A 19,655-nucleotide genomic window follows, 5' to 3' on the forward strand; every position below is an offset into this window, starting at 1 on the left:
ACATTGATAAATCAACGTTAATTAGGCTTTTGAATAGGATGGTCCCGACTGGTCTCGAACCAGCGACCCCCACCTTGTCGAGGTTAGAAATGGTACTTTTACTACTTTTCTCTCGCTTTTTTATGCTACTAAAACCTATGTATATCAACGTTTTCTGTTCCATTGTCTGTCAAAAAAGAAATTCTTTATTAAATGTTTGCCTGCAGTTCGTCACACGTTCGTCACGCGTGACGGATATTAAAAGAGTTTATCAAATGCCTCTGTTGCAGCTGAGTCATCTTCCAAAGTTACATGAGAATACATATTAAGTGTGGTTTTGATATCCTTATGGCCAAGTCTCTTTTGTATAAGTTTTATATTTACACCTTGGCTAAGTAAATAGGAGGCCGAAGAATGTCTTAGCCCATGAAAATTAACTTGGCGTAATCCACTTCGTTTAATAAATCTAACCCAAAACTGTGTAATAGAATCTGGGCGATAAGGTTTTCCGGTTGGATCAACAAATAAAAGCTCTACTACATGACCATTTTCATTTCTAAAAGGACTATACAAGTTACCCATTTCTTGTTGGATATTTTGTTGGCTACTATAATATAGTCGTATTTCTTCCATTAAAGCAGCTGGAATGGTAATTGTTCGTTCTTCATCAGTCTTAGTATTTTTTAGCTTTATGCCTTCTTTTTTCGTTACTTGTAATGAGTGGGAGATGTGTATTTGATTAGTATGCCAATTAATAGAGTTAGTTGTAATGCCGAGTATTTCTCCTCTTCTTAGCCCTCCAAAAATCGCCAGCTTACAAATTATACGTTGATGAGTTTCTAGTGTGTTAATAGATTCTAACAAAGTCGGAATTTCTGCAGCCGTAAAGAATTGTTCTTTTTCTGTACGCATTTTCTTTTCTTTAGGCTTTCCCACATCAGTCATTGGGTTTGATTCTTTTGATATGACCTTCCATTTCACAGCATATTTAAATATAGATTTTAATGTTTTATACTTGGAATCCAATGAACCACGGCCAGCCTTTATTTCATCATTAAAAAATTGAACAATATGAAACGTTTGAATGTCCCGGATTTTCTTGTTCCCAAAATAATCATTAAGTAATCGTAGTGACATTTCATATTTTTCTACAGTTGAAACGTTTAAATTTGGTTCTGCAAAGTGCTTTAGCCATCTTGTTGCAAACGATGAAAAGGTTGCATTTTCGTCTTCTAGATGTAATGATGCTCTTATTTCATTTTCAAATTGTTTTAATAATTCATCAGCCTTCCTCGGACCATTGGCTTCAACAGTTCTAGTTTTTCTTATTCTATTTCCTCTTATGTCATTTCCGAGTTCTACATATAACCGATATTTCTTTCTTGGAATTAATTCTTCGAATGATGACATATAAACCTTCCTTTCTTATGTAACATTACAATACGCATATTATATGTATTAATAAAGAAGCTAACCGATACTTTGAAAGTTATTTATGTATTGAGTTAACCTTTTTTTTGCAAATTCATACTCAACATTGAATGTCTCTTGTAGCAGATGAATAGATTTTGATTCAGAAGCGGGTAAGTCTAATCCTTCAAGCATAAATGTAGGTATACATGCATGATAAGCGAAATTAGAGGCTTTCCACTCCTGATAATTTAAATAAGAAGAGGGGAGGACACGTTGATTCCCATCATGCCATTCTATATGGCAAAGTTCGTGGCCAAAATCCTGCCATTGGCCAGCAGGAGATAGTCTATCGTCGATTAAAATTGCATTTCCCACTGTCATTGATCCATATGGTAAATATATGAGTGTAGTTCCTAAACAAGCTGCTATAAGTTCCATATCCAACTGGTGCGGCCTATATATGCCAATAGAGTTGTACATTTTCTTTACGTATTCTTCCATCAAGTTATAAGTGTATCTCATGGTGTTATCCCCCTAAAAACAAACATATGTTCTTTTTTGATTATAAAAGAAAACCCCATCAAAAGAAAGGGGTGCTTGTTCTAGTATAATAATTTTCAATTATTACATATTTACTTACGTCGTCCATAAAACATGATTCTATTAGCCCTTGATCATCTCTTGTGAGTGTTAAATAGTTGGTTGTCTCTTCTGATATTAAAATAATAATAATGCATTGTAAAATATTATTGAACAGCTTGATACACGTTTTAATTTTCTTTGATTGGCTAGGATTAAAGTAATAGTCTGAGAGGTTATTTTGAGTTGAAAAATAGCCTGGCTTGGTTACATGAACATACTCACATAAATTTTTATACTCACGTGTTAAAATTTCAAGAAATGTTTTAAGTTTATACTTTTTGTAATGCGATTTAAGAAATGTGTGCATATTTCTTATTGTGTCAGAGTTTCCATTTGTCACATTAGAATATAGATATCTATCAAATTGTTCTATAATACACCTCGCCATTAATCTAAAAGCGGTAACATTATTTGTAAACAAAAGGTCTAATGCGATGGGTAAATTAAGTATTGCTTCTTTTAAATGTACATTTGTAGTTGAGAGAGCTTTAGAATGAAATGTCATAATACTAAAAACTTGTTTATATAGGTTTTTGAGTTGACCTTGATATGAAGCAGTATTTATACAGTAGTTGTCAGCCCGGTTATTAACAAAAATTAAGTATGTAGCGAAATCATCTTTATATGTTTTATTTACATCATAGTATGTCCTACTCATGGTTAATCACTTTTTTCCAAGCTAATAATACATCTAAGTTTTTTGAATTATTCTTATTGCTTTTGGGAGGTTGGATATTAAAAACAATTTGTAGTTTATCAACTAATGTATTGACCATATCTAAATCATATTTCTCAATCAATCGTATACAACGAGCTAACAATAGTGTTCGAGATTTATATACATAGAATTTAAATTTAGTTCCGAAAAAATCTTCTGTGAAATCTTGAAAGTCGGAATTTTTTTTGATTAAAGTATTACTAATTATAATTTCAGCTACAATACCATAGAGAATAATTTTTTTTTCTTCTAGATTTTTTGTATCTGCAACAATAACAATATTTTTAATTAGGTGGTTTTGGGACACTTTGCTACCTCCTGGATAAATTCATTAGTAATTGAAGTAATCTCTGCTCTAGTGGTAGACATATCATACAAGAATGTTGAAATACTACCATTAGGTACATATTTAAATTCAGTCATTCTATTTTGAAAGTAATTAAAGTCTGGTTCTGACTTAATAATATCATTAATTGTTTTATTAACAGTAGGAATATCTTGAACAACTGTAAAAATAGTTCCCAGTTGTTTGGCCGACGCACCGTGCAAAGTATCGACTCTATTAATAACAAATCTTAGTAAGTCTATACCTAATGCCGAATAAATATCAGGTTTAATTGGAACAAAGTATAAATCCGAAGCTATTAAACTAGCGGTTGTATAAAATGAATATGTAGGTGGACAGTCAATGAGGATATAGTCATAATCCACATTTTTAAGCAGATTTTGAATATAAACTTTCAATAAGTTTTCTGTGCCTCTCTCTGAGGATTCTAATCTTACCATATCTAAATCACCAGCAATGATATGTAGATTAGGAGTAAGTTCTTCGATTGGATTAATTTTAGTTTCAGTTGAAGCAGTATTTCCGCCATAAACAAGTGATATGTCTTGATCAAATAAATACTTTACTGTCTCTTTTCTTTTTTTCTTTTCTAAATAATATCCATAATTTTTAAATTTCTCAAATAAGGACTGTGAAGCATTGAATTGGGGATCCATATCGACAATTAAAACCTTTTTGCTAAAAACACGTTCCAAAGTATAAGCAATATTTATGCATAGTGTAGTCTTGCCTACGCCTCCTTTCATATTTATAAAAGATATTACTTTTGTTGGGTCTTTTTCTACTGTAACTTCTTGTTTGCTCACTATATTTCCTCCTTAAATTTAAATATATTATCATCTGTAAATTTTCTTGAAACCAATTACGTGAGTTTATTTAAAATAATTACATGTTGAATAAATGTTTAAAAATAATAAAATTGGAGTAAAAAATTCAAATCAAAGATTGTAGATAGTTTTGGTAGCTACTTCTCACAAGCAATCCCATCTTTATCACGATCACTTTTTGCATTAGCTTCATAAATTTCCTTTGAAACAAAAGGAGCATATTTAGTAGCTCCGCCTTTATTTTTAATATTCGCCGCCTTTGCAACACCGCCTTTGTAAGTCTTGTTTAACTCTGTGCAGTTCTTAAATGTCTTGGCTGCGGCATCAGCTGGAGTGGGGGAGATAGTTGAAACCCCAATTACTAAAGTCGTTGCTAATAAGATTGGTACACTGATTTTAATTCTCTTTGTTTTTATCATTATTTGTTTTCTCCTTATTTCCTTATTTTTGAAATTACACAAGTTATAATCCAAAACTAATTTATGTTATTTCTCGCAAGCCCAGTTGTCTTTATCTCTATCCATCTTTGATTGATAAGCAGGATGATCAGATGCAACCCCGCTTGGATATTTCGTTCTTAATTCTGTACAATTTTGAAACCATTCCGTTTCTGTAGTATTTGTAGCTGTAGAATTTTCTACCGGAGTAGCGGTAACAGGCTCGGTAATAGATGCAACCTCACTATTAAATCCAGAATCGGTCGCGTAATTTTCAACTGACCAAATGCCAAGCCCTTTGGTTTTAGCACTCTTTTGAGCTTCTTCGTAAGGAGTTAAGTGTCTGGTATTTGGAGGATAAACATAAGCAACTCTTGCAAGACCTTCTTCAATTAGCGTTTCTTGCACGCTTTTTCCGTCGACGTAAACATAAGCAAGTAAACGGCCATATTTATCAACTCTTTCACCTACATCAAATTCTAGAGATAACTCTCCATTATTAATAAGTTCGTCGTTTCTTAGTTTCGCTTCTTCGCCAAATGGTTGTTTACCAAGTTGCGGATGCGAAGTTTCAGGGGTATCAATTAATAAATAACGAACATTTTCTTCTTTTCCGTTATAAATTACTTTAATTGTGTCCCCATCAGTTATTGAAACCAAAGTAACTGGTATAAGGTCTGTTGTTCCAGTGGTTACTGTAGCTTTTTCACTGGAAGTAGTTTCAGCACCATTATTACTTGTGGGTGGGATTGGCTGGGATACGGGTTGAGAAATTTCTTGTTTAGGATCGGCTTCTTTTTTATTTACTGAAACTTCCTTCTTTATTTCTACAATTGTTTTTTCTGAAGGGGGAGCATCCGGGACTGTTAACACAGTTATGAAAAATCCAAGGATGATACCACCTATAATAAAAAACTTTGGTCTTGAAAATGTCAACTTTCCTTTTCTCTGTTGTCTCAATTGGTAATAACCAAACACTGCAATTAACCAACCCAATAAACTCAGTGGGGCAGCAAGTGCGGCTGATAATGCAGGGATGAAAAGAAAAAATATTAATAGTATTATTGTACGTTTTCTCATAGAACCTCCTAAGAATTTAGTATTTTTTCTTTTTCTTTATTAAATTCTGTTTGTGAAAGTATTCCTTGATCTCTCAATTGTGCAATTTTTTCTAGTTGAGTATATCTATCTTCATTCGACTTGCTTGAAGGTTTAGGCACAGTTTTTTTGGCTGATAAGGTCGAGTTCTGACGTGCTTCATTTATTTTCTCTCTTACTGTCGTAAGGAATTCAGTGAATCGTTTGTTGTTGGTAATGTCATCGAAAACCTTGCGAGACCTACCGTAATCAATTAATAGTTCTCGTTGCCCAAAACCATCTGGTGCTAAAGATATTCCATTGATTTTTTTGTAATTAAATTCTTCGAAAAATTCTCCAAAGCCTATGCCTCGAGTTACAAATACTAAGCGAAGATTAGTTGCTACTAAAAGACCTTTGATTTCACGTTTTTTTGTTTTATCGTATTCAGCTGAGATAGATGAAAGTACATATTCATCCGGCATCAAAATTACTTGTTCAAAATAAAGAATAGTGTTTTTGTAGAGCGAATAATTAAAACCAGTTCCGAAACCAGTTCCAAGATATTTTTCCTGTAGTTTTCTGTTTTCATCATTAATACGTTCTTTATCACGCTTTTTTAATGCTTGTTGACGTAGAACTTCGTCTTTTTTCTCAGAGCTTAAGTCTTCGTTGCCCAATATCTTCTTCCAAAAACTCATAGTCTATTACCTCCAAAATTAGTGTGAATCCCTATTATCCCTTAATTACTTTATATTTGAAGTCAAAGGGTAAAAAAGTAGGACATAAATATATGCCCATTTACGTAAATACTACTATATTAAATTTATAAAAAAGAGACATAGAAAAAAACTATATCTCGTAATGCTGTTCTATAACTTACCTTGACTCTTCAAAATTTCCCACATTTTTAGCAATGCTTCTTTTTGTTCCTCAGAACTCTCGTTGAATTCCTTGAATAATATTTTAGAGCGAGGGTCGTTCATCCAGGTTTCGAATTCCTCGTTGTTTGAATCATTATTAAGATTTTTTATTTCGGTTCTTCCTAATAGATAATCAGTCGATACTTCAAAGAAATCTGCAATAGCTTGTAACATTTCATAATCAGGTTTTCTTTCATCTGACTCATATCGAGAAAGTACGACATTGGACACTCCAATTTTTTTGGCGAAGTCTACTTGTTTTATATCATGTTTTTCACGTAGATTTTTAATTCTACTTCCTAAAGTAGCCATTTAGTTTCACCTCATATATTTATGTATTTATTTTAACATTTACCTTAACGGTAAAAATTAATATTACCTAATCGGTAATAAAAATGTTGACATTACCAATAAGGTAATTTAATATAAAGTTATGTTACCAATAAGGTAATTTTGGAGGGGGGATTTAAGTGGATAAAAATATGGTAATTAATCTTAATTTAATCAAAGAAGTTCGAAACTCAAAGGGTTATTCTATCGAAGAAATGTCAAAATTACTTGGGTATGAAGGGTACCAAGCATATTACTATAAAGAGCGTGGTATTCGTAACATGAGTGTTGAAGACATTTCTAAGATTGCTACTATTTTAAAGGTACCAATTGAAAAGCTTTTTTTTAAAAACGATGTTACCGAAACGGTAATAAAAGAAGTTATTTAGGAGGGATTATGATGTGTCAATTAAAAGTATTATCAATCGATGGACAACTTGTTACAGATAGTCGCGAAGTTGCTGAAATGACCGGCAAAGAACATAAAGAGTTAATGCGTTCCATTAGGCAATATTCAAGCGTTTTAACCAGCGCAAATTTGCGCTCGTCAGAATTCTTCATACCACATTACTATAAAGATGCCAAAAAAGAGCAACGTCCGTGTTTTTTGCTTACTAAAAAAGGCTGCGATATGGTAGCAAACAAAATGACTGGTGAAAGAGGTATTCTTTTCACCGCCGAATATGTCACAAGATTTGATGAGATGGAAAAGGAAATTAGAAAACCTAAGGTACTGTCCGAAAAAGAGCAATTAAAGGCATCTTTAAAATTATCATTAGAGACATCTGAAGACGTAGAAGTACTGAAGGTAGAAGTTATGGATTTAAAAGCTAAAGTAGAAAATCAAATAACTATAGATCATGGTGAGCAAAGGAGATTACAAAAAGCGGTTGCCATAAAAGTTTATGAATTAGAGAGTTTATCTGAATTGAGACCTAAAATGTTCCGTGAAATTTACCGTGAAATTAAAGATAGATTTGGTGTTGCGTCCTATAAAGATGTTAAACGTAAAGATCTTCAAATGGCTATTCGTTATATTGAAGCGTGGATTCCAAGAAGAGCAGCATAAATGAGGAGGGCGAATAACCGCCCAGTAAACAGGAGGGACTAACATGAGAAAAGTTCGAGGAGCAAAAGCCTTGTCTGACTATCTAAAATCAATTAACTGCGATATGTCGGAAACAACTATCTATCGTTTATTAAAAACAAAGGATATTCCTTGCAGACGTCCAAGTCCAGGCATTCTAATTTTCGACTTAGATGTAATTGATCGTTGGCTTTTAATTGAGGATGAAGAAAAAAGTGTTTCTTTCTAAGCTAACTTCATTCTACGAGATGTGACCGTATCAATAAATAACCATTCAGATACAAAGGAGATGTGGGAGAAATGACAATCAAAAACGCCGCAAACATGGGAAACGAGGTAGCACGTTTAATGGAATCAGAAGAATTAAATGGTGAACAACTAGCTTTTGATTTGAATATAAGTCGCCAACTAGGAAGTCACATGAAAAATGATAGAAGGAAGATGCAACAAGACATTGCAAAGGTTTCTATCCAAACATATGACAATCCAGAATATATCACTGATGTATTACACGAGTTTAGCGAAGGATATACCTCTCCAGTGTTTAGAGGTAAGCATATCGAGCAACACCGTTTATCTATTGAAGCTTACACGATTCAGGAATTACAAGAAGCTATAAGCAAGATGAAAGAAGTTTGTCTAGCTAAGCCTCCGACTATTATTTCTAAGGAAGAGCGTGAGGAGATTAAAGCTCTTATGGAAGAACTCCTTGATGGAAGAGGTTTTATAGATAACATGCTGATTCAGCTGCAGAAAGATTATGGGTTATCCATAAAAAACTGTATTAAAGGGCTATTACCAAGATGGAAGGCGAAAGGGTGGTTAGGGTGAGAACGGATTTATTTAAAAAAGAAGATTACCATGCAGCGTTAAGAGAGCGTGCAAGCATCTTAGATTGCAGTAAGGCGATTGAGGATTGTGTAAAAACTGGTGATTTAGAAGAAGCTCTATTATTTGTACGTGACATTACAAAATCACTGGAAACGTTAAAAAACTTAGCTAACAGAAAAATGCTTGAGATAAAGATGAAAGGTCTTCTAGATGAATTTGGTGCGGCTGGTATTAATGTGATGGTGGTGAAACGAAATGTTCAATAGTCCTGAGAGTGTAATTATCTATGTTGTTTCTATTGGTGCGGCACTTCTATTGGGGAATATGTGGGGAAGTTTGAACACGGAACATAAAAAAACTGACTAACTCGGCAAAGTTAATCAGCACTTAAACAAATATCTAAATTGATTATACCACTATTTGATGATTAAACAAAAATAGAAAAGAGGAAATAAAAATGGATTTAAACAAAATGGTTATTGCTAGCTTAGCGAAATTGGAATCGGAAGGTAAGGTGCAGGATATTGTTGAAAAGCACGTTTCTTCAACTGTTGAGTCGATTGTGAAAGATGCTTTCGGAAGTTGGAGTGATTTTTCTAAAAGTCTAAAAGAACAAGTAGAGTCACAACTTGCGATCAACCTAAAAGAGCTAAATTTTACAACGTATAACGCTACAATCCTATCAGCAGTAAAAGAAAAATTAAATGATCAAATCGCTTCAGAGGGTGTAGCTAGAATAAATGAATCGCTTGAAGAATTGTTATCAGTTACCAAAGATGAGTACAAGCTATCTGAGTTAGTTAAAGAACTAGCAAATGATATTGACACAGATGAGTTGGGATATGACGATTACCACGAAATGTCGATGCACATAGATAATTCTTTCAGTCTAGCGAAAATAATCTACCTTGATTCTGAATCAGGTAAGGATAAATATGATTGCAAATATGGATTTTGGGTTGAGAAAGATACTGGAAAAATTAAAAACATCGAAATAAAAGAGGGGCGTTTTAGTAATAAGAGAGATATTAGAGAATTTGATGCCCGTGCAATTATGAGAGGCTTTCATGGTTTGGAAGAGACACTATTTAAGATGTATGCACGTGGGGCTAAGTTAATCATTGATGAGGATGATGTTGAATTAGAAATATCTAACCCTGATTACGATTAAAAGTAAGTGTTGTTTATTGACGGAGCTTTTGGCTCCCGTCAAGAAGTCTAGGATTTCCCCCTTTGCTTTCCTAGACTTCTTGATGGGATTCAACCATCGGAAAGAGGTGATTATATGGAAAACCCAATGGTAGCAGGTTACGGCTACGAAGAACCTTTAAGAGAGCCTAGAAAGGTTGGGTGCTGCAACTATCGACATTGCAAGGAAGATTTATATGAAGGTGAAGGTTATGAGTGGGATGGTTACTTGTATTGTTCAACAGAGCATATGGGTGAACACATTGTTGAAGAAAACCTGGCAGTTGATTTAAGTGCATAAAAAAATCCGCTATTGGAGTAGCGGACTTAAAGGATTCTCTTATAAAACGGATGTCTCTATTATAACGAGAATCCTTGGATATGACAAGAGGAGGGATAGTTATGCAAGCTCAATCATTGATTCAAACAGTAGACATGAGTCGTGAACAATGGCTAGAAGCTAGGCGTAAAGGGATTGGAGGCAGTGATGTCTCAGCTATCGCAGGACTAAATAAATGGAAGTCTCCAGTAGCTGTTTACTTGGATAAAGTAGGACAGTCTCCTATAGAAGATACTGCTGGTGAAGCTGCCTATTGGGGCAATGTAATGGAGGATATCGTGGCTCAAGAGTTCAGTATACGTACTGGATTAAAGGTTAGACGAAAAAATGCGATTCTTAAACATCCAGAACATCATTTCATGTTCGCAAATGTGGATCGCTTGATTATTGGAAAACAAGAAGGCCTGGAATGTAAAACAGCTTCGGAGTACTTAAGAGGTGAATGGGAAGATGAAGAAATTCCTGCAGCGTACTTACTCCAAATACAGCATTACATGGCAGTTACCGGATATAAAGCATGGCACATTGCTGTTCTGATTGGCGGAAACAAGTTCATCCATAAAAAAGTAGACCGCGATGAGGAGCTTATCAGCTATCTAATACAAATTGAAAGAGACTTTTGGGAAAACCATGTTTTGATAGAAATTCCTCCAGCATTCGATGGATCTGATGCCTCGGTTGATTTATTAAAGGCTCTTTATCCAGAATCTGAACCAGAGTCAGAGATAAACCTTTCAAAAGATGCTGAAACACTCTTAGAAGCATTGGAAGTAATCAAATCCGCTATCAAGGATTCGGAATCTAAAAAGAAAGAGTATGAAAATCAAATAAAAGCTTTAATGGGCGCTAACGAAAAAGCATATGCAGGCACTCGAAAGATAACTTGGAAGTCGAATAGTGTTACGAGAATCGATTCTAAGCGATTGAAAGCAGAACAGCCTGAACTCTATAAGAAATATTCGAATACCACGTCAGAAAGAAAATTCTTAATCAAATAGGAGGAATACAACCATGGCAACAACAGCCGATGTTAAAAATCAATTAGCTACAAAGGCAAACAACGGAGTACAGAAACAGGTGTCTCCTGAGAATACATTAAACGCTCTATTAAAAAGAATGGGGCCAGAGATTCAACGAGCTCTACCAAAGCATATGGATGCAGACAGAATTGCTCGTATTGCACTTACAGCAGTTCGTACTACACCGAAGTTACTCGAATGTGACCAAACTTCTTTCCTAGCAGCAATCATGCAATCGGCTCAATTAGGAGTCGAACCGAACACAGGGCTAGGTCAAGCTTATCTAATCCCTTATGGAAAGAACGTTCAGTTCCAACTAGGATACAAAGGGTTAATTGATTTAGCAGTACGTAGCGGACAGTATAAGGCAATTTATGCTCATGAAGTGTATGGAAACGATGAGTTTAAGTTTCAGTACGGATTGAATAAAGACTTGATTCATAAACCATCTACTGAACCAGAAGGTGAACCGATTGGTTACTATGCAGTTTATCATCTTAAAAATGGTGGATATGATTTCGTGTATTGGACTAAAGAACGTATTGATCAGCATGCACAGAAGTTCAGTCAAGCAGTACAAAAAGGATGGACAAGCCCTTGGAAGACTAATTTCGATGCAATGGCAAAGAAAACTGTATTAAAAGAGGTATTGAAATACGCTCCTAAATCAATTGAGCTTCAGAAAACCATTGAGGCAGACTCAACTATTAAAAATGAGATTGCAGCTGATATGAGTGACATTATCGATGTTACAGATTATAGCGTGGTAGAGGAACCACAGGAAGAAATGAAAACTAACCAAGATGAACTAATGCCAGGTCAAGTGTTTGAGGACAAGTTGGTTTAAAAAATGGAGGGGGTTTCCCCTCTCTCTGTTAAAGAAAGGAGAGCCTAGATGTGAGTATTTATAGATCCGTTCAAGTTAGCTTCTGGCAAGATGCTTTTGTATTAGATCTTACTCCAGAAGAAAAATATTTTTATATATATCTTATGACGAACAGTAAGGCTTCCCAAATTGGCATCTACGAATTACCAAAGAGAATTATTGAAACTGAAACAGGTTATAACCGTGAGATAGTAGAAAAACTTTTAAATCGTTTTATCGAATATAAGAAAATTGAATATGACGATAAAACGAAAGAAATTTTTATGGTTAATTGGGTGAGATATAACTGGAATAACTCTCCAAAAGTTATATCAAGAGTAATTCAGGAATTGGATTTAATTAAAAATAAATTGTTCGTCAAAAAGTATGTGTCTTTAGCGCTAGAGTCCAATACTAACAAGGCTTTTATAGAGTATGGATACAGTATCGGTACAGTACCTATACTAGATGCGCAAGAAAAAGAAAAAGAAAAAGAAGAAGAAAAAGAAGAAGAAAAAGAAAAACAACAAGAAAAGAAAAAATCGTCAGTTGCAGTTGAAAATGAAATCAATCCATTTGAATTTTATGAAAATAACGGATTTGGAGCTATTACTCCCCATGTAGGAGAAAAAGTTAATGCATGGATAGATGATCTATCTGAAAGCTTAGTTTTACATGCAATGAAGATTGCTATAGAGAATGGAGCTCTTAGGTGGAACTATGTTGAATCAATCTTAAAGAACTGGTCCACCAAAAAAATTAGTTCAGTTGAGGAAGTGGTTGCACTTCAAGAAAAATGGAAGCTTCAACATTCTCATAAACATTCGAAATCAGTCAGAGAAGAAAAAGTACCTGAATGGTTTGGTAAGGATGCTAATCAACCAGCACCTAAAACAAAATCTGTAGTAATGGATATAGAAGCAGAGCGTAGAAGGTTACGCCAAGAATTGTTGGGAGGATGAAATATGCAATCACCAGTAGCTGTATGTGAAAACGAAAGCTGCGAGAAAGTCATTCATAAAGGCGACGAGGTTTGGCATAAGGGCTCTGAGCTGTTTTGCTCTGGGAAATGCTTAATCGAATCATTTGGACCTCAGAAACAAACGATTTTACATGAAAAACAAATTGTTGGAGGTGCGAGATGAGTACATGTAAACGATGTAACAAACCATTGAAAACTCCTAAAAGCATTGATGAAGGTTACGGACCTGTATGTAAGAGAAAGCATGAGGAAGCTGAAGCAGAGTTCCTTAAACGTCAAGTGACCATTGATGAAGAATTGGAATATCAGGAGAGAATGCGAGCATGAACAATATACTCTTTGAAATACCAGGTGAACCAGTAGCACAAGGAAGACCAAGGGCAGGAAAATCATGGACAGGTAAAACTGTCCTCTATGATCCTGATAAGTCGAGGGACTTTAAACAATACGTAAAGCTTGTAGCTGGTCAGCACGCCCCAAAAGAGCTTATAACAGGACCCATTGACTTAGCCATAGACATTTATAGGGCGACACCTAAAAAGTATCAGACGAAGCCAAAACAAGCTCTTATTGAGCAAGGCGAATTAAGACCGACCACTAAACCAGATGTAGATAATTACGTGAAGGGTGTTAAGGACGGTCTGAACAAGGTTATCTGGCAAGATGATAGCCAAGTGGTGAATTTAACGGTTAGGAAATTTTATAGCATGCAGCCGAGGGTGGTCGTTAGGGTTGCTTTTTGATAAGTCGATTAGAAACATAAAGCGAATTAAGGAGTGAGACGATGGAGCTTAATAAGATCTATCAAGGCCATTGTCTTGATGTACTAAGAACATTTACAGACGAAAGTGTAAATACTGTTGTTACAAGTCCACCTTATTGGGGTCTTCGTGACTATGGAATGGGAGAACAGATTGGATTGGAAAGTTCTGTTGATGAATATGTAAATGTATTGGTGGAAGTGTTTCGTCAAGTTAAGAGAGTCCTTCGAGACGATGGCACACTATGGTTAAACCTCGGAGATGCTTATGCAGGAAGTGGCAAAGGCAGAAATGCTGATGGTAAAGGTAATCCTGGAAATAACCATATGCAAAGCGAAGGTCAATTTAAAGGGATTGTGAAGTTACCTAAAATTGTGAATGGATTGAAACCTAAAGACTTGATTGGCTTACCTTGGAGAGTTGCTTTTGCTCTCCAACAAGATGGTTGGTATTTAAGACAAGACATCATTTGGAATAAACCAAATGCTATGCCCGAAAGTGTAACTGACAGACCTACTAAATCCCATGAATATATCTTTCTTTTATCTAAATCACCTAAGTATTTTTACGATCATGAAACCATAAAAGAACAAGCGGTTTATGGGACGCAGGATGTGAGAGGATCTCGAGCAACATTCGGTCAACCACAAAAGCAAAGAAGAGAAGATAAGGTTCGAGGCTCTTTTAACGGAAAGTATGGTAACAAGGCATTTAGAGCAATTCGTGAAAAGCGAAACAAGCGATCTGTATGGACCGTAACTACAAAACCATTGAGAGAAGCACACTTTGCTACATTTCCGGAAGATTTGATTAAGCCATGTGTATTGGCAGGTAGTCCTATAAATGGAGTTGTACTGGATCCATTCTTTGGTTCAGGAACCACAGGATTAGTTTCTTTAAAACATGGTCGTAATTTCGTAGGTATTGAGCTGAATCAAGAGTATATAAAGATCGCTGAAAAACGATTAAGTGATGTGCAACTGGAATTGATTCATGAAATGTAATACGACACTCACAGTCGAAACAAATAGCGAAGTAAAAAGGAAGCGAAATTCGAATGAATGATTCTAATAAAACAGCAGGCAGATAACATTTGTTATTTTACTTATCTTTCTTTAACCCGTAAATAAATAAAATTAAACTTATTATAAAAAAAACGGAAAAAAATAATTTGAAATATATATGTGTGGTTACTGCTTCTGATATTTCTCCCGTCATTTGTCCGATTCGTAAAAATGAATAAATAAATCCTAAGGATAATAAGAAAACAAAACCCATCCCTTTGTATGAAAATGAAATCATTATGTAGCCTCCTCTTTGGTAAATTTTATCATATTAATGAAGTGTTATATAGACAATATTATGTCGCATTACGTAGACAAAGCGTCGCAAAGGAGTGACCAAATTGACAATCACTGAAGATTTCACAACCACCCAAGAATCAAAGTTTTTGAGGATGATCACATCTAATTTGGCTCCAGTGGAAATCATCAAAGAAAAGAAGGGTATCGCTACTCTCATTCGATTTAACAAGCAACAGTATGTGGTGCAACATCCTAGCCATATGAGATCTAATCAGAATTTAAAAAAGGAAGCGAAGTGAGGCAATGATTAACCGAGTAGTACTAGTTGGGAGGCTAACCAAGGACCCTGAACTAAAATACACTCCTTCTGGCGTAGCGATGGCTCGTTTTACAATAGCGGTCAATCGCACGTTTACCAATCAGCAAGGTGAAAAAGAGGCTGATTTTATCAATTGTCTAGTTTGAAGAAAGCAAGCGGAGAATACAGCTAATTTCTTAAAGAAAGGTAGCTTAGCAGGTGTGGAAGGGCGAATTCAAACAGGTAGTTATGAAGGGCAAGACGGTAAGCGTGTGTATACTACTGACGTTGTTGTAGATAGCGTTCAATTCTTAGAACCAAGGAACGGACAGGCCTCACAAAATAACGATAATACAGGACAATATCAGCAGAATTATACGAGGGTGGATGAAGATCCATTTAACGATAAGCCTATTGATGTTCAAGGTGATGATCTTCCATTTTAGATATTAAGGGGGCTAGTGTATGGAAAATTGGGCAGACAACTTAATACGTGAATATGCTGCTGGTAGAGAGCAACTCGGGAGATTAAAAGAATACCTAGATAAAGACAACCCTGTTGATGAGCAAGATATCAAACAGATTAATAGTATGATTGAAAGCATGTCCTTTGCTATCGAATGGATGGAAACAGGAAAACAACCTGGTACTTTTAGAGGTATTGATAAAAGAGGGATCTACCAACGTCAGTATTTTGAAAGCATAGAAGTAATACCTGATATTATGGAGCAATTAGATATTAATAATAAAAAGCTGTATTTAACACGTGAGGAAAAATTAATACTAGCAGATATTTTTGCTTCTTTGTCATTAAGGGAAAGGCAATGTTTTATTCTTTATACAGCTCAAGGTATGAGTATGGGAAAAATAGCGGAAGTTGTAGGAGTAAGTAAGGCTACAGTTCAAAGTTACATTACTAGAGCTAAAAAGAAAGTGGTAGAAAGAGTATATTAAAAGAACAATTGCCATACGTTAGTCATACGATATCATTATAATTGAAGGGAGAAAATGTGGAGGTGCGTTTATTAGCGCATTCCATTTTCTACCTTATTTATATAGGTAATTTTTCCCGAAGGTCTTTCGCATTAAAAAAAAGTAAGGCAATTGTTATCATAATTAGTTATAATTACCTTTGTTGCTTTTATATGAATGGGAAGGAATTTATCTGTTTTTTGTCGAATAGATTAATTAACCCCAATTCAAAAGTTTGTAATAGCTACAAAGGGGATATGTTATGTTAAAATTAGGTATAACTATAATTAGTCTTATAGTAATATATGTTGGTATTATGAGTTCCGGAGATTCGAATGGTTTTTATAGCTCAATGACAGTATTTTTCGCTATGCTTATTCTAGATTACCATTCAAATCATGAAAAGTTTACCGATGCATATATTAAATTAGCTATGATTGTATTTGGCTTTTTTTCACTTATTAGTTTAATGGGTGTAATTGACTTTTTGACAATCCGAGAAATAAAAGGGCAATTTTATATTTCTTTTTCTGATGTAATGAGATTAGGAAAAATGGGTATAATAAATATACATATTCTCTTCGCCGTAATGGTTGCATTGATTGTATTGTTTTCAGGAATTGAATATGTATTAAAAATAAGTAAAGCTAAAAAAGATCAGCAAAAGTTAGTAAAGGATGGAGGGAGAAAAAAATGATTAATTTCTTATTCTTTATCTTATTTTTTACAGTATTGGGTATACAAATAGGAATTATATTGGTCCTTAGAGAAAAAAAGGTGCCATTATTAAGAGCGTTACTCCACTCTACAGTAATCTATTTCTTACCGTTTATTATGGTTGCTGCACACTTTGAAATGTATAAAGAAAGATATATTCTTCTTTCTGAATTATTGGAAGAGAACAGTATAAGCTTAGAAAATTACAAAATAATGCAGAAGAAAATGGGGAGCGGAAGTTTTTTAATTTTAGTTGTTGCATGGGCTATAAAAGATTTACTTACTCCTAAGGACAATATACTTTTTATGCTTGAATGTGCAGAAGAATACGAAAAAAAATACTTACGTACTCCTAAAAAGGTGAGGGAACGCGTGCAAAATGACATTGGTTTCGTTGGTTTGGCTAGTGTAGTTCTACACAATGTCTTAGAGGTTATGAAAGAACACGCGGGAAACTCACTAATGCAAAAAAAGCTCGCATAAAAATATATATAAATAAGTTTTTAAAAAGCCATATTCATTGAGAATATGGCTTTTTATGTTTTTTTATAGAAGCGAATAGCATAATGGGGTGATGCCATTGAATGTGAAGAAAAATAAAGGTGGAGCTAAAGGGAAGTATGTTGAATGGCTTACACCAGAGGGACTTATACGTTTGGAAGGATGGGCTCGTGATGGACTGACTAATGAGCAAATAGCACAAAACATAGGGGTTACTCAATCAACCTTATATGATTGGCAAAGGAAGTATTCGGAGATTTCGGAGGCCTTAAAAAGAGGCAAGGAAATAATAGACCTTCAAGTGGAAAACGCCTTGCTTAAACGAGCGCTAGGCTACGAATTTAAGGAACAAAAGTATGCACAAGTAGAAATGTCACAGGAAGAGCATTACGCTCTAAAACAGGTTGTTGTGAATCGATTTAAGATGGATAATCCTGAAGCAACATTGGAAGAAATTAGACTAGTAGAGTTACAAGTATCCAAGTATAAGAGTGTACTGGTAGAAGAAAAGACTAAAGAAGTTGTCCCTGACACTACTGCTCAAATTTTTTGGTTAAAGAATCGTAGGCCAGACAAATGGCGTGATAGACAACAGGTAGAGCACAGTGGCGAAATAACAAATACTATTCAGCAGTTAACGCCAGAAGAACGTCAGAAACGAATTGATGAATTGAAGGCGAAGTTAAAATGATTACAGATGAAGAATTAATGGAACTGGAAAGGTTATTGCAACTTGAAGCAATTGACACAGCTAAAAAGAATTTTTTTAAATTTTGCAATTTGCTCGCTCCTACTTTTTATAAAGAGAGCCGGGCTTTTTTAGTTTATATGAGTAATGAAATGCAAGATTTCTATCAATCGGATGACGAGGTACTAATCGTAAATGTCCCCCCTCGTCATGGTAAATCCCGTACAGCCTCCATGTTCGCTAAATGGGTATTTGGACAAAATCAAAATGAAAAGATCATGACAGGTTCCTACAATGAAATGTTATCGACTACTTTCTCGAAAGCCGTTCGAAATGACATATCCGAAATGAAAGCGGACATAAATAAAGTGGTATATAGCGATATTTTCCCCGAAACACGTATCAAACATGGTGATGGTGCGATGAACTTGTGGAGTTTAGAAGGTGGGTATAACAACTACTTAGCTACTTCTCCTACTGGTACTGCAACAGGGTTCGGTGCTTCTTTGTTAATCATTGATGACTTAATCAAGAATGCGGAAGAGGCTTATAACGAAACCGTTCTTGATAAGCATTGGGATTGGTTCACTAATACAATGCTGTCTCGTGTTGAAGAAGGTGGGAAAATAATCATCATTATGACGCGGTGGTCCTCTAAAGATTTAGCAGGACGAGCGCTTGTTCATTTTAAAGACGAGGGAAAAAAGGTCCGCCACATTAATTTAAAGGCACAGCAAGAGGATGGCTCTATGCTTTGTGATGAAATATTAAGCCGAAAATCATATGAGAGTAAAGTTCGTGCAATGAGCCCTGAAATAGCTGCTGCAAACTATCAGCAAGAACCGATTGATGTTAAAGGTCGCTTATATAGTAGCTTTAAAACGTATGATGGCAACTTACCACAATTTAAAGAGATTAAGAATTATACAGATACAGCTGATACAGGTGCTGATTACTTATGCTCTATCAATTACGGTGTCACGTTTAACAACGAGGCTTATGCGCTTGATGTTCTTTATACAAAAGACGGTATGGAAGTTACTGAACCAGCTACAGCCAAAATGTTGTTTGAAGGAAACGTAAACAATGCTGATATTGAATCGAATAACGGCGGTCGAGGCTTTGCGCGTGCAGTTGAAAGGTTACTAAAACAAAATCATAACAGCAATAAAACGCTTGTACGTTCATTCCACCAATCGAAAAATAAGCAAGCTCGGATATTATCTAATGCTACTTGGGTGATGGATCACATTTACTTCCCTTCAAACTGGAGGGATAGATGGCCAGAATATTATGAGGCTATGAGCAAGTATCAAAAAGAAGGTAAAAACAAACATGATGATGCTCCAGATGCTACTACAGGCATCGCCGAAAAGATTGGTGTAGGAGATGTATACAGTTTTAATTAGA

At 35.1% G+C, this 19,655-nt stretch carries 29 protein-coding genes and 1 pseudogene; 21 read left to right on the forward strand and 9 right to left on the reverse strand.

Annotation, left to right across the window (positions count from 1 at the left end; all coding sequences use genetic code 11):
* Nucleotides 1-237: 237 nt before the first annotated feature.
* The 8 genes from MHB55_RS07970 to MHB55_RS08005 all read right to left on the reverse strand — a co-directional run bounded on the left by MHB55_RS07970 (nt 238) and on the right by MHB55_RS08005 (nt 6,674).
* Nucleotides 238-1,389, reverse strand: a complete 1,152-nt coding sequence (locus tag MHB55_RS07970) for a tyrosine-type recombinase/integrase (RefSeq protein WP_340862953.1) — start codon at nt 1,387-1,389, stop codon at nt 238-240.
* A gap of 60 nt (nt 1,390-1,449) precedes the next feature.
* Nucleotides 1,450-1,914, reverse strand: coding sequence for an ImmA/IrrE family metallo-endopeptidase (locus MHB55_RS07975; RefSeq protein WP_340862954.1), 465 nt, complete (start codon nt 1,912-1,914; stop codon nt 1,450-1,452).
* A gap of 770 nt (nt 1,915-2,684) precedes the next feature.
* Nucleotides 2,685-3,059, reverse strand: a complete 375-nt coding sequence (locus tag MHB55_RS07980; protein WP_340862955.1) for a hypothetical protein — start codon at nt 3,057-3,059, stop codon at nt 2,685-2,687.
* The gene (locus MHB55_RS07985; RefSeq protein WP_340862956.1) at nt 3,041-3,904 is read right to left on the reverse strand and encodes a ParA family protein; all 864 of its coding nucleotides are present in this window, start codon (nt 3,902-3,904) and stop codon (nt 3,041-3,043) included. Before MHB55_RS07985 ends, MHB55_RS07980 begins: the two co-directional genes overlap by 19 nt.
* Nucleotides 3,905-4,062: 158 nt before the next feature.
* Nucleotides 4,063-4,344 carry an excalibur calcium-binding domain-containing protein gene (locus tag MHB55_RS07990; RefSeq protein WP_445678230.1) on the reverse strand — a complete coding sequence of 94 codons (282 nt, stop codon included), beginning with the start codon at nt 4,342-4,344 and terminating at the stop codon, nt 4,063-4,065.
* A gap of 66 nt (nt 4,345-4,410) precedes the next feature.
* Nucleotides 4,411-5,442, reverse strand: coding sequence for a thermonuclease family protein (locus MHB55_RS07995; RefSeq protein ID WP_340862957.1), 1,032 nt, complete (start codon nt 5,440-5,442; stop codon nt 4,411-4,413).
* An 8-nt stretch (nt 5,443-5,450) separates the two neighbouring features.
* Nucleotides 5,451-6,140, reverse strand: coding sequence for a PH domain-containing protein (locus tag MHB55_RS08000; RefSeq protein WP_340862958.1), 690 nt, complete (start codon nt 6,138-6,140; stop codon nt 5,451-5,453).
* Nucleotides 6,141-6,311: 171 nt separating this feature from the next.
* On the reverse strand, nt 6,312-6,674 hold the full coding sequence (locus MHB55_RS08005) for a helix-turn-helix domain-containing protein (protein WP_340862959.1): 363 nt from the start codon (nt 6,672-6,674) through the stop codon (nt 6,312-6,314).
* A 158-nt stretch (nt 6,675-6,832) separates the two neighbouring features.
* Here MHB55_RS08005 and MHB55_RS08010 point away from each other — a divergent pair, with 158 nt between their 5' ends.
* The 14 genes from MHB55_RS08010 (at nt 6,833) to MHB55_RS08075 (ending at nt 14,769) form a co-directional block, all read left to right on the forward strand.
* Entirely contained in the window at nt 6,833-7,081 is a 249-nt protein-coding gene (locus MHB55_RS08010) for a helix-turn-helix transcriptional regulator (protein WP_340862960.1), read from the forward strand.
* An 11-nt stretch (nt 7,082-7,092) separates the two neighbouring features.
* A complete protein-coding gene (locus MHB55_RS08015; RefSeq protein ID WP_340862961.1) occupies nt 7,093-7,761 on the forward strand; it encodes a Rha family transcriptional regulator in 669 nt (222 codons plus the stop codon).
* Between the two features lie 43 nt (nt 7,762-7,804).
* Nucleotides 7,805-8,008 carry a hypothetical protein gene (locus tag MHB55_RS08020; RefSeq protein ID WP_340862962.1) on the forward strand — a complete coding sequence of 68 codons (204 nt, stop codon included), beginning with the start codon at nt 7,805-7,807 and terminating at the stop codon, nt 8,006-8,008.
* Nucleotides 8,009-8,079: 71 nt separating this feature from the next.
* Nucleotides 8,080-8,610, forward strand: coding sequence for an XRE family transcriptional regulator (locus MHB55_RS08025; protein WP_340862963.1), 531 nt, complete (start codon nt 8,080-8,082; stop codon nt 8,608-8,610).
* Nucleotides 8,607-8,876 (forward strand): hypothetical protein, encoded by a 270-nt coding sequence (locus MHB55_RS08030; protein WP_340862964.1) that lies wholly within the window; start codon nt 8,607-8,609, stop codon nt 8,874-8,876. Before MHB55_RS08025 ends, MHB55_RS08030 begins: the two co-directional genes overlap by 4 nt.
* A 191-nt stretch (nt 8,877-9,067) precedes the next feature.
* Complete coding sequence (locus MHB55_RS08035; RefSeq protein WP_340862965.1) at nt 9,068-9,781, forward strand: hypothetical protein; 714 nt, start codon at nt 9,068-9,070, stop codon at nt 9,779-9,781.
* Between the two features lie 114 nt (nt 9,782-9,895).
* Complete coding sequence (locus MHB55_RS08040; protein ID WP_340862966.1) at nt 9,896-10,099, forward strand: hypothetical protein; 204 nt, start codon at nt 9,896-9,898, stop codon at nt 10,097-10,099.
* Between the two features lie 101 nt (nt 10,100-10,200).
* On the forward strand, nt 10,201-11,136 hold the full coding sequence (locus tag MHB55_RS08045) for a YqaJ viral recombinase family nuclease (protein WP_340862967.1): 936 nt from the start codon (nt 10,201-10,203) through the stop codon (nt 11,134-11,136).
* Nucleotides 11,137-11,149: 13 nt separating this feature from the next.
* Nucleotides 11,150-12,004, forward strand: a complete 855-nt coding sequence (recT, locus tag MHB55_RS08050) for a recombination protein RecT (protein ID WP_340862968.1) — start codon at nt 11,150-11,152, stop codon at nt 12,002-12,004.
* A 50-nt stretch (nt 12,005-12,054) separates the two neighbouring features.
* Nucleotides 12,055-12,984: a DnaD domain-containing protein gene (locus tag MHB55_RS08055; RefSeq protein WP_340862969.1), complete on the forward strand. Its 930-nt coding sequence runs from the start codon at nt 12,055-12,057 to the stop codon at nt 12,982-12,984.
* 3 nt (nt 12,985-12,987) lie between these two features.
* Nucleotides 12,988-13,167 carry a hypothetical protein gene (locus tag MHB55_RS08060; protein ID WP_340862970.1) on the forward strand — a complete coding sequence of 60 codons (180 nt, stop codon included), beginning with the start codon at nt 12,988-12,990 and terminating at the stop codon, nt 13,165-13,167.
* The gene (locus tag MHB55_RS08065; RefSeq protein WP_191697271.1) at nt 13,164-13,331 is read left to right on the forward strand and encodes a DUF6011 domain-containing protein; all 168 of its coding nucleotides are present in this window, start codon (nt 13,164-13,166) and stop codon (nt 13,329-13,331) included. The genes MHB55_RS08060 and MHB55_RS08065 overlap by 4 nt, the downstream gene beginning before the upstream one ends.
* Entirely contained in the window at nt 13,328-13,747 is a 420-nt protein-coding gene (locus MHB55_RS08070; RefSeq protein WP_340862971.1) for a RusA family crossover junction endodeoxyribonuclease, read from the forward strand. Before MHB55_RS08065 ends, MHB55_RS08070 begins: the two co-directional genes overlap by 4 nt.
* A gap of 41 nt (nt 13,748-13,788) precedes the next feature.
* Nucleotides 13,789-14,769 (forward strand): DNA-methyltransferase, encoded by a 981-nt coding sequence (locus MHB55_RS08075; protein ID WP_340862972.1) that lies wholly within the window; start codon nt 13,789-13,791, stop codon nt 14,767-14,769.
* 97 nt (nt 14,770-14,866) lie between these two features.
* Here MHB55_RS08075 and MHB55_RS08080 read toward each other — a convergent pair whose 3' ends face one another.
* The gene (locus tag MHB55_RS08080) at nt 14,867-15,067 is read right to left on the reverse strand and encodes a hypothetical protein (protein ID WP_340862973.1); all 201 of its coding nucleotides are present in this window, start codon (nt 15,065-15,067) and stop codon (nt 14,867-14,869) included.
* 103 nt (nt 15,068-15,170) lie between these two features.
* Between MHB55_RS08080 and MHB55_RS08085 the strand changes: the two genes are divergently transcribed.
* The 7 genes and pseudogenes from MHB55_RS08085 to terL all read left to right on the forward strand — a co-directional run bounded on the left by MHB55_RS08085 (nt 15,171) and on the right by terL (nt 19,654).
* Nucleotides 15,171-15,368, forward strand: a complete 198-nt coding sequence (locus MHB55_RS08085) for a hypothetical protein (RefSeq protein ID WP_340862974.1) — start codon at nt 15,171-15,173, stop codon at nt 15,366-15,368.
* Nucleotides 15,369-15,372: 4 nt separating this feature from the next.
* Nucleotides 15,373-15,813, forward strand: a pseudogene (gene ssb / locus MHB55_RS08090) (single-stranded DNA-binding protein).
* 19 nt (nt 15,814-15,832) lie between these two features.
* Nucleotides 15,833-16,321, forward strand: coding sequence for a sigma-70 family RNA polymerase sigma factor (locus MHB55_RS08095; RefSeq protein WP_340862975.1), 489 nt, complete (start codon nt 15,833-15,835; stop codon nt 16,319-16,321).
* 280 nt (nt 16,322-16,601) lie between these two features.
* Entirely contained in the window at nt 16,602-17,036 is a 435-nt protein-coding gene (locus tag MHB55_RS08100) for a hypothetical protein (RefSeq protein WP_340862976.1), read from the forward strand.
* Nucleotides 17,033-17,539, forward strand: coding sequence for a hypothetical protein (locus MHB55_RS08105; RefSeq protein WP_340862977.1), 507 nt, complete (start codon nt 17,033-17,035; stop codon nt 17,537-17,539). The genes MHB55_RS08100 and MHB55_RS08105 overlap by 4 nt, the downstream gene beginning before the upstream one ends.
* A gap of 103 nt (nt 17,540-17,642) precedes the next feature.
* A complete protein-coding gene (locus MHB55_RS08110; RefSeq protein ID WP_340863959.1) occupies nt 17,643-18,248 on the forward strand; it encodes a transposase in 606 nt (201 codons plus the stop codon).
* Nucleotides 18,245-19,654 (forward strand): phage terminase large subunit, encoded by a 1,410-nt coding sequence (gene terL, locus MHB55_RS08115; RefSeq protein WP_340862978.1) that lies wholly within the window; start codon nt 18,245-18,247, stop codon nt 19,652-19,654. The genes MHB55_RS08110 and terL overlap by 4 nt, the downstream gene beginning before the upstream one ends.
* Nucleotide 19,655 lies beyond the last annotated feature (1 nt).

This window comes from Psychrobacillus sp. FSL K6-1267 (assembly GCF_038003265.1).
Lineage (GTDB): Bacteria > Bacillota > Bacilli > Bacillales_A > Planococcaceae > Psychrobacillus > Psychrobacillus faecigallinarum.

Excerpts from the sequence above, each read along its gene's own strand:
- MHB55_RS07970 (WP_340862953.1), bottom strand. The coding sequence starts at position 1,389 with ATGTCATCATTCGAAGAATTAATTCCAAGAAAGAAATATCGGTTATAT.
- MHB55_RS07975 (WP_340862954.1), bottom strand. The coding sequence starts at position 1,914 with ATGAGATACACTTATAACTTGATGGAAGAATACGTAAAGAAAATGTAC.
- MHB55_RS07990 (WP_445678230.1), bottom strand. The coding sequence starts at position 4,344 with ATGATAAAAACAAAGAGAATTAAAATCAGTGTACCAATCTTATTAGCA.
- MHB55_RS07995 (WP_340862957.1), bottom strand. The coding sequence starts at position 5,442 with ATGAGAAAACGTACAATAATACTATTAATATTTTTTCTTTTCATCCCT.
- MHB55_RS08000 (WP_340862958.1), bottom strand. The coding sequence starts at position 6,140 with ATGAGTTTTTGGAAGAAGATATTGGGCAACGAAGACTTAAGCTCTGAG.
- MHB55_RS08005 (WP_340862959.1), bottom strand. The coding sequence starts at position 6,674 with ATGGCTACTTTAGGAAGTAGAATTAAAAATCTACGTGAAAAACATGAT.
- MHB55_RS08015 (WP_340862961.1), top strand. The coding sequence starts at position 7,093 with ATGTGTCAATTAAAAGTATTATCAATCGATGGACAACTTGTTACAGAT.
- MHB55_RS08020 (WP_340862962.1), top strand. The coding sequence starts at position 7,805 with ATGAGAAAAGTTCGAGGAGCAAAAGCCTTGTCTGACTATCTAAAATCA.
- MHB55_RS08025 (WP_340862963.1), top strand. The coding sequence starts at position 8,080 with ATGACAATCAAAAACGCCGCAAACATGGGAAACGAGGTAGCACGTTTA.
- MHB55_RS08035 (WP_340862965.1), top strand. The coding sequence starts at position 9,068 with ATGGATTTAAACAAAATGGTTATTGCTAGCTTAGCGAAATTGGAATCG.
- MHB55_RS08040 (WP_340862966.1), top strand. The coding sequence starts at position 9,896 with ATGGAAAACCCAATGGTAGCAGGTTACGGCTACGAAGAACCTTTAAGA.
- MHB55_RS08045 (WP_340862967.1), top strand. The coding sequence starts at position 10,201 with ATGCAAGCTCAATCATTGATTCAAACAGTAGACATGAGTCGTGAACAA.
- recT (WP_340862968.1), top strand. The coding sequence starts at position 11,150 with ATGGCAACAACAGCCGATGTTAAAAATCAATTAGCTACAAAGGCAAAC.
- MHB55_RS08060 (WP_340862970.1), top strand. The coding sequence starts at position 12,988 with ATGCAATCACCAGTAGCTGTATGTGAAAACGAAAGCTGCGAGAAAGTC.
- MHB55_RS08065 (WP_191697271.1), top strand. The coding sequence starts at position 13,164 with ATGAGTACATGTAAACGATGTAACAAACCATTGAAAACTCCTAAAAGC.
- MHB55_RS08070 (WP_340862971.1), top strand. The coding sequence starts at position 13,328 with ATGAACAATATACTCTTTGAAATACCAGGTGAACCAGTAGCACAAGGA.
- MHB55_RS08075 (WP_340862972.1), top strand. The coding sequence starts at position 13,789 with ATGGAGCTTAATAAGATCTATCAAGGCCATTGTCTTGATGTACTAAGA.
- MHB55_RS08080 (WP_340862973.1), bottom strand. The coding sequence starts at position 15,067 with ATGATTTCATTTTCATACAAAGGGATGGGTTTTGTTTTCTTATTATCC.
- MHB55_RS08095 (WP_340862975.1), top strand. The coding sequence starts at position 15,833 with ATGGAAAATTGGGCAGACAACTTAATACGTGAATATGCTGCTGGTAGA.
- MHB55_RS08100 (WP_340862976.1), top strand. The coding sequence starts at position 16,602 with ATGTTAAAATTAGGTATAACTATAATTAGTCTTATAGTAATATATGTT.
- MHB55_RS08105 (WP_340862977.1), top strand. The coding sequence starts at position 17,033 with ATGATTAATTTCTTATTCTTTATCTTATTTTTTACAGTATTGGGTATA.
- terL (WP_340862978.1), top strand. The coding sequence starts at position 18,245 with ATGATTACAGATGAAGAATTAATGGAACTGGAAAGGTTATTGCAACTT.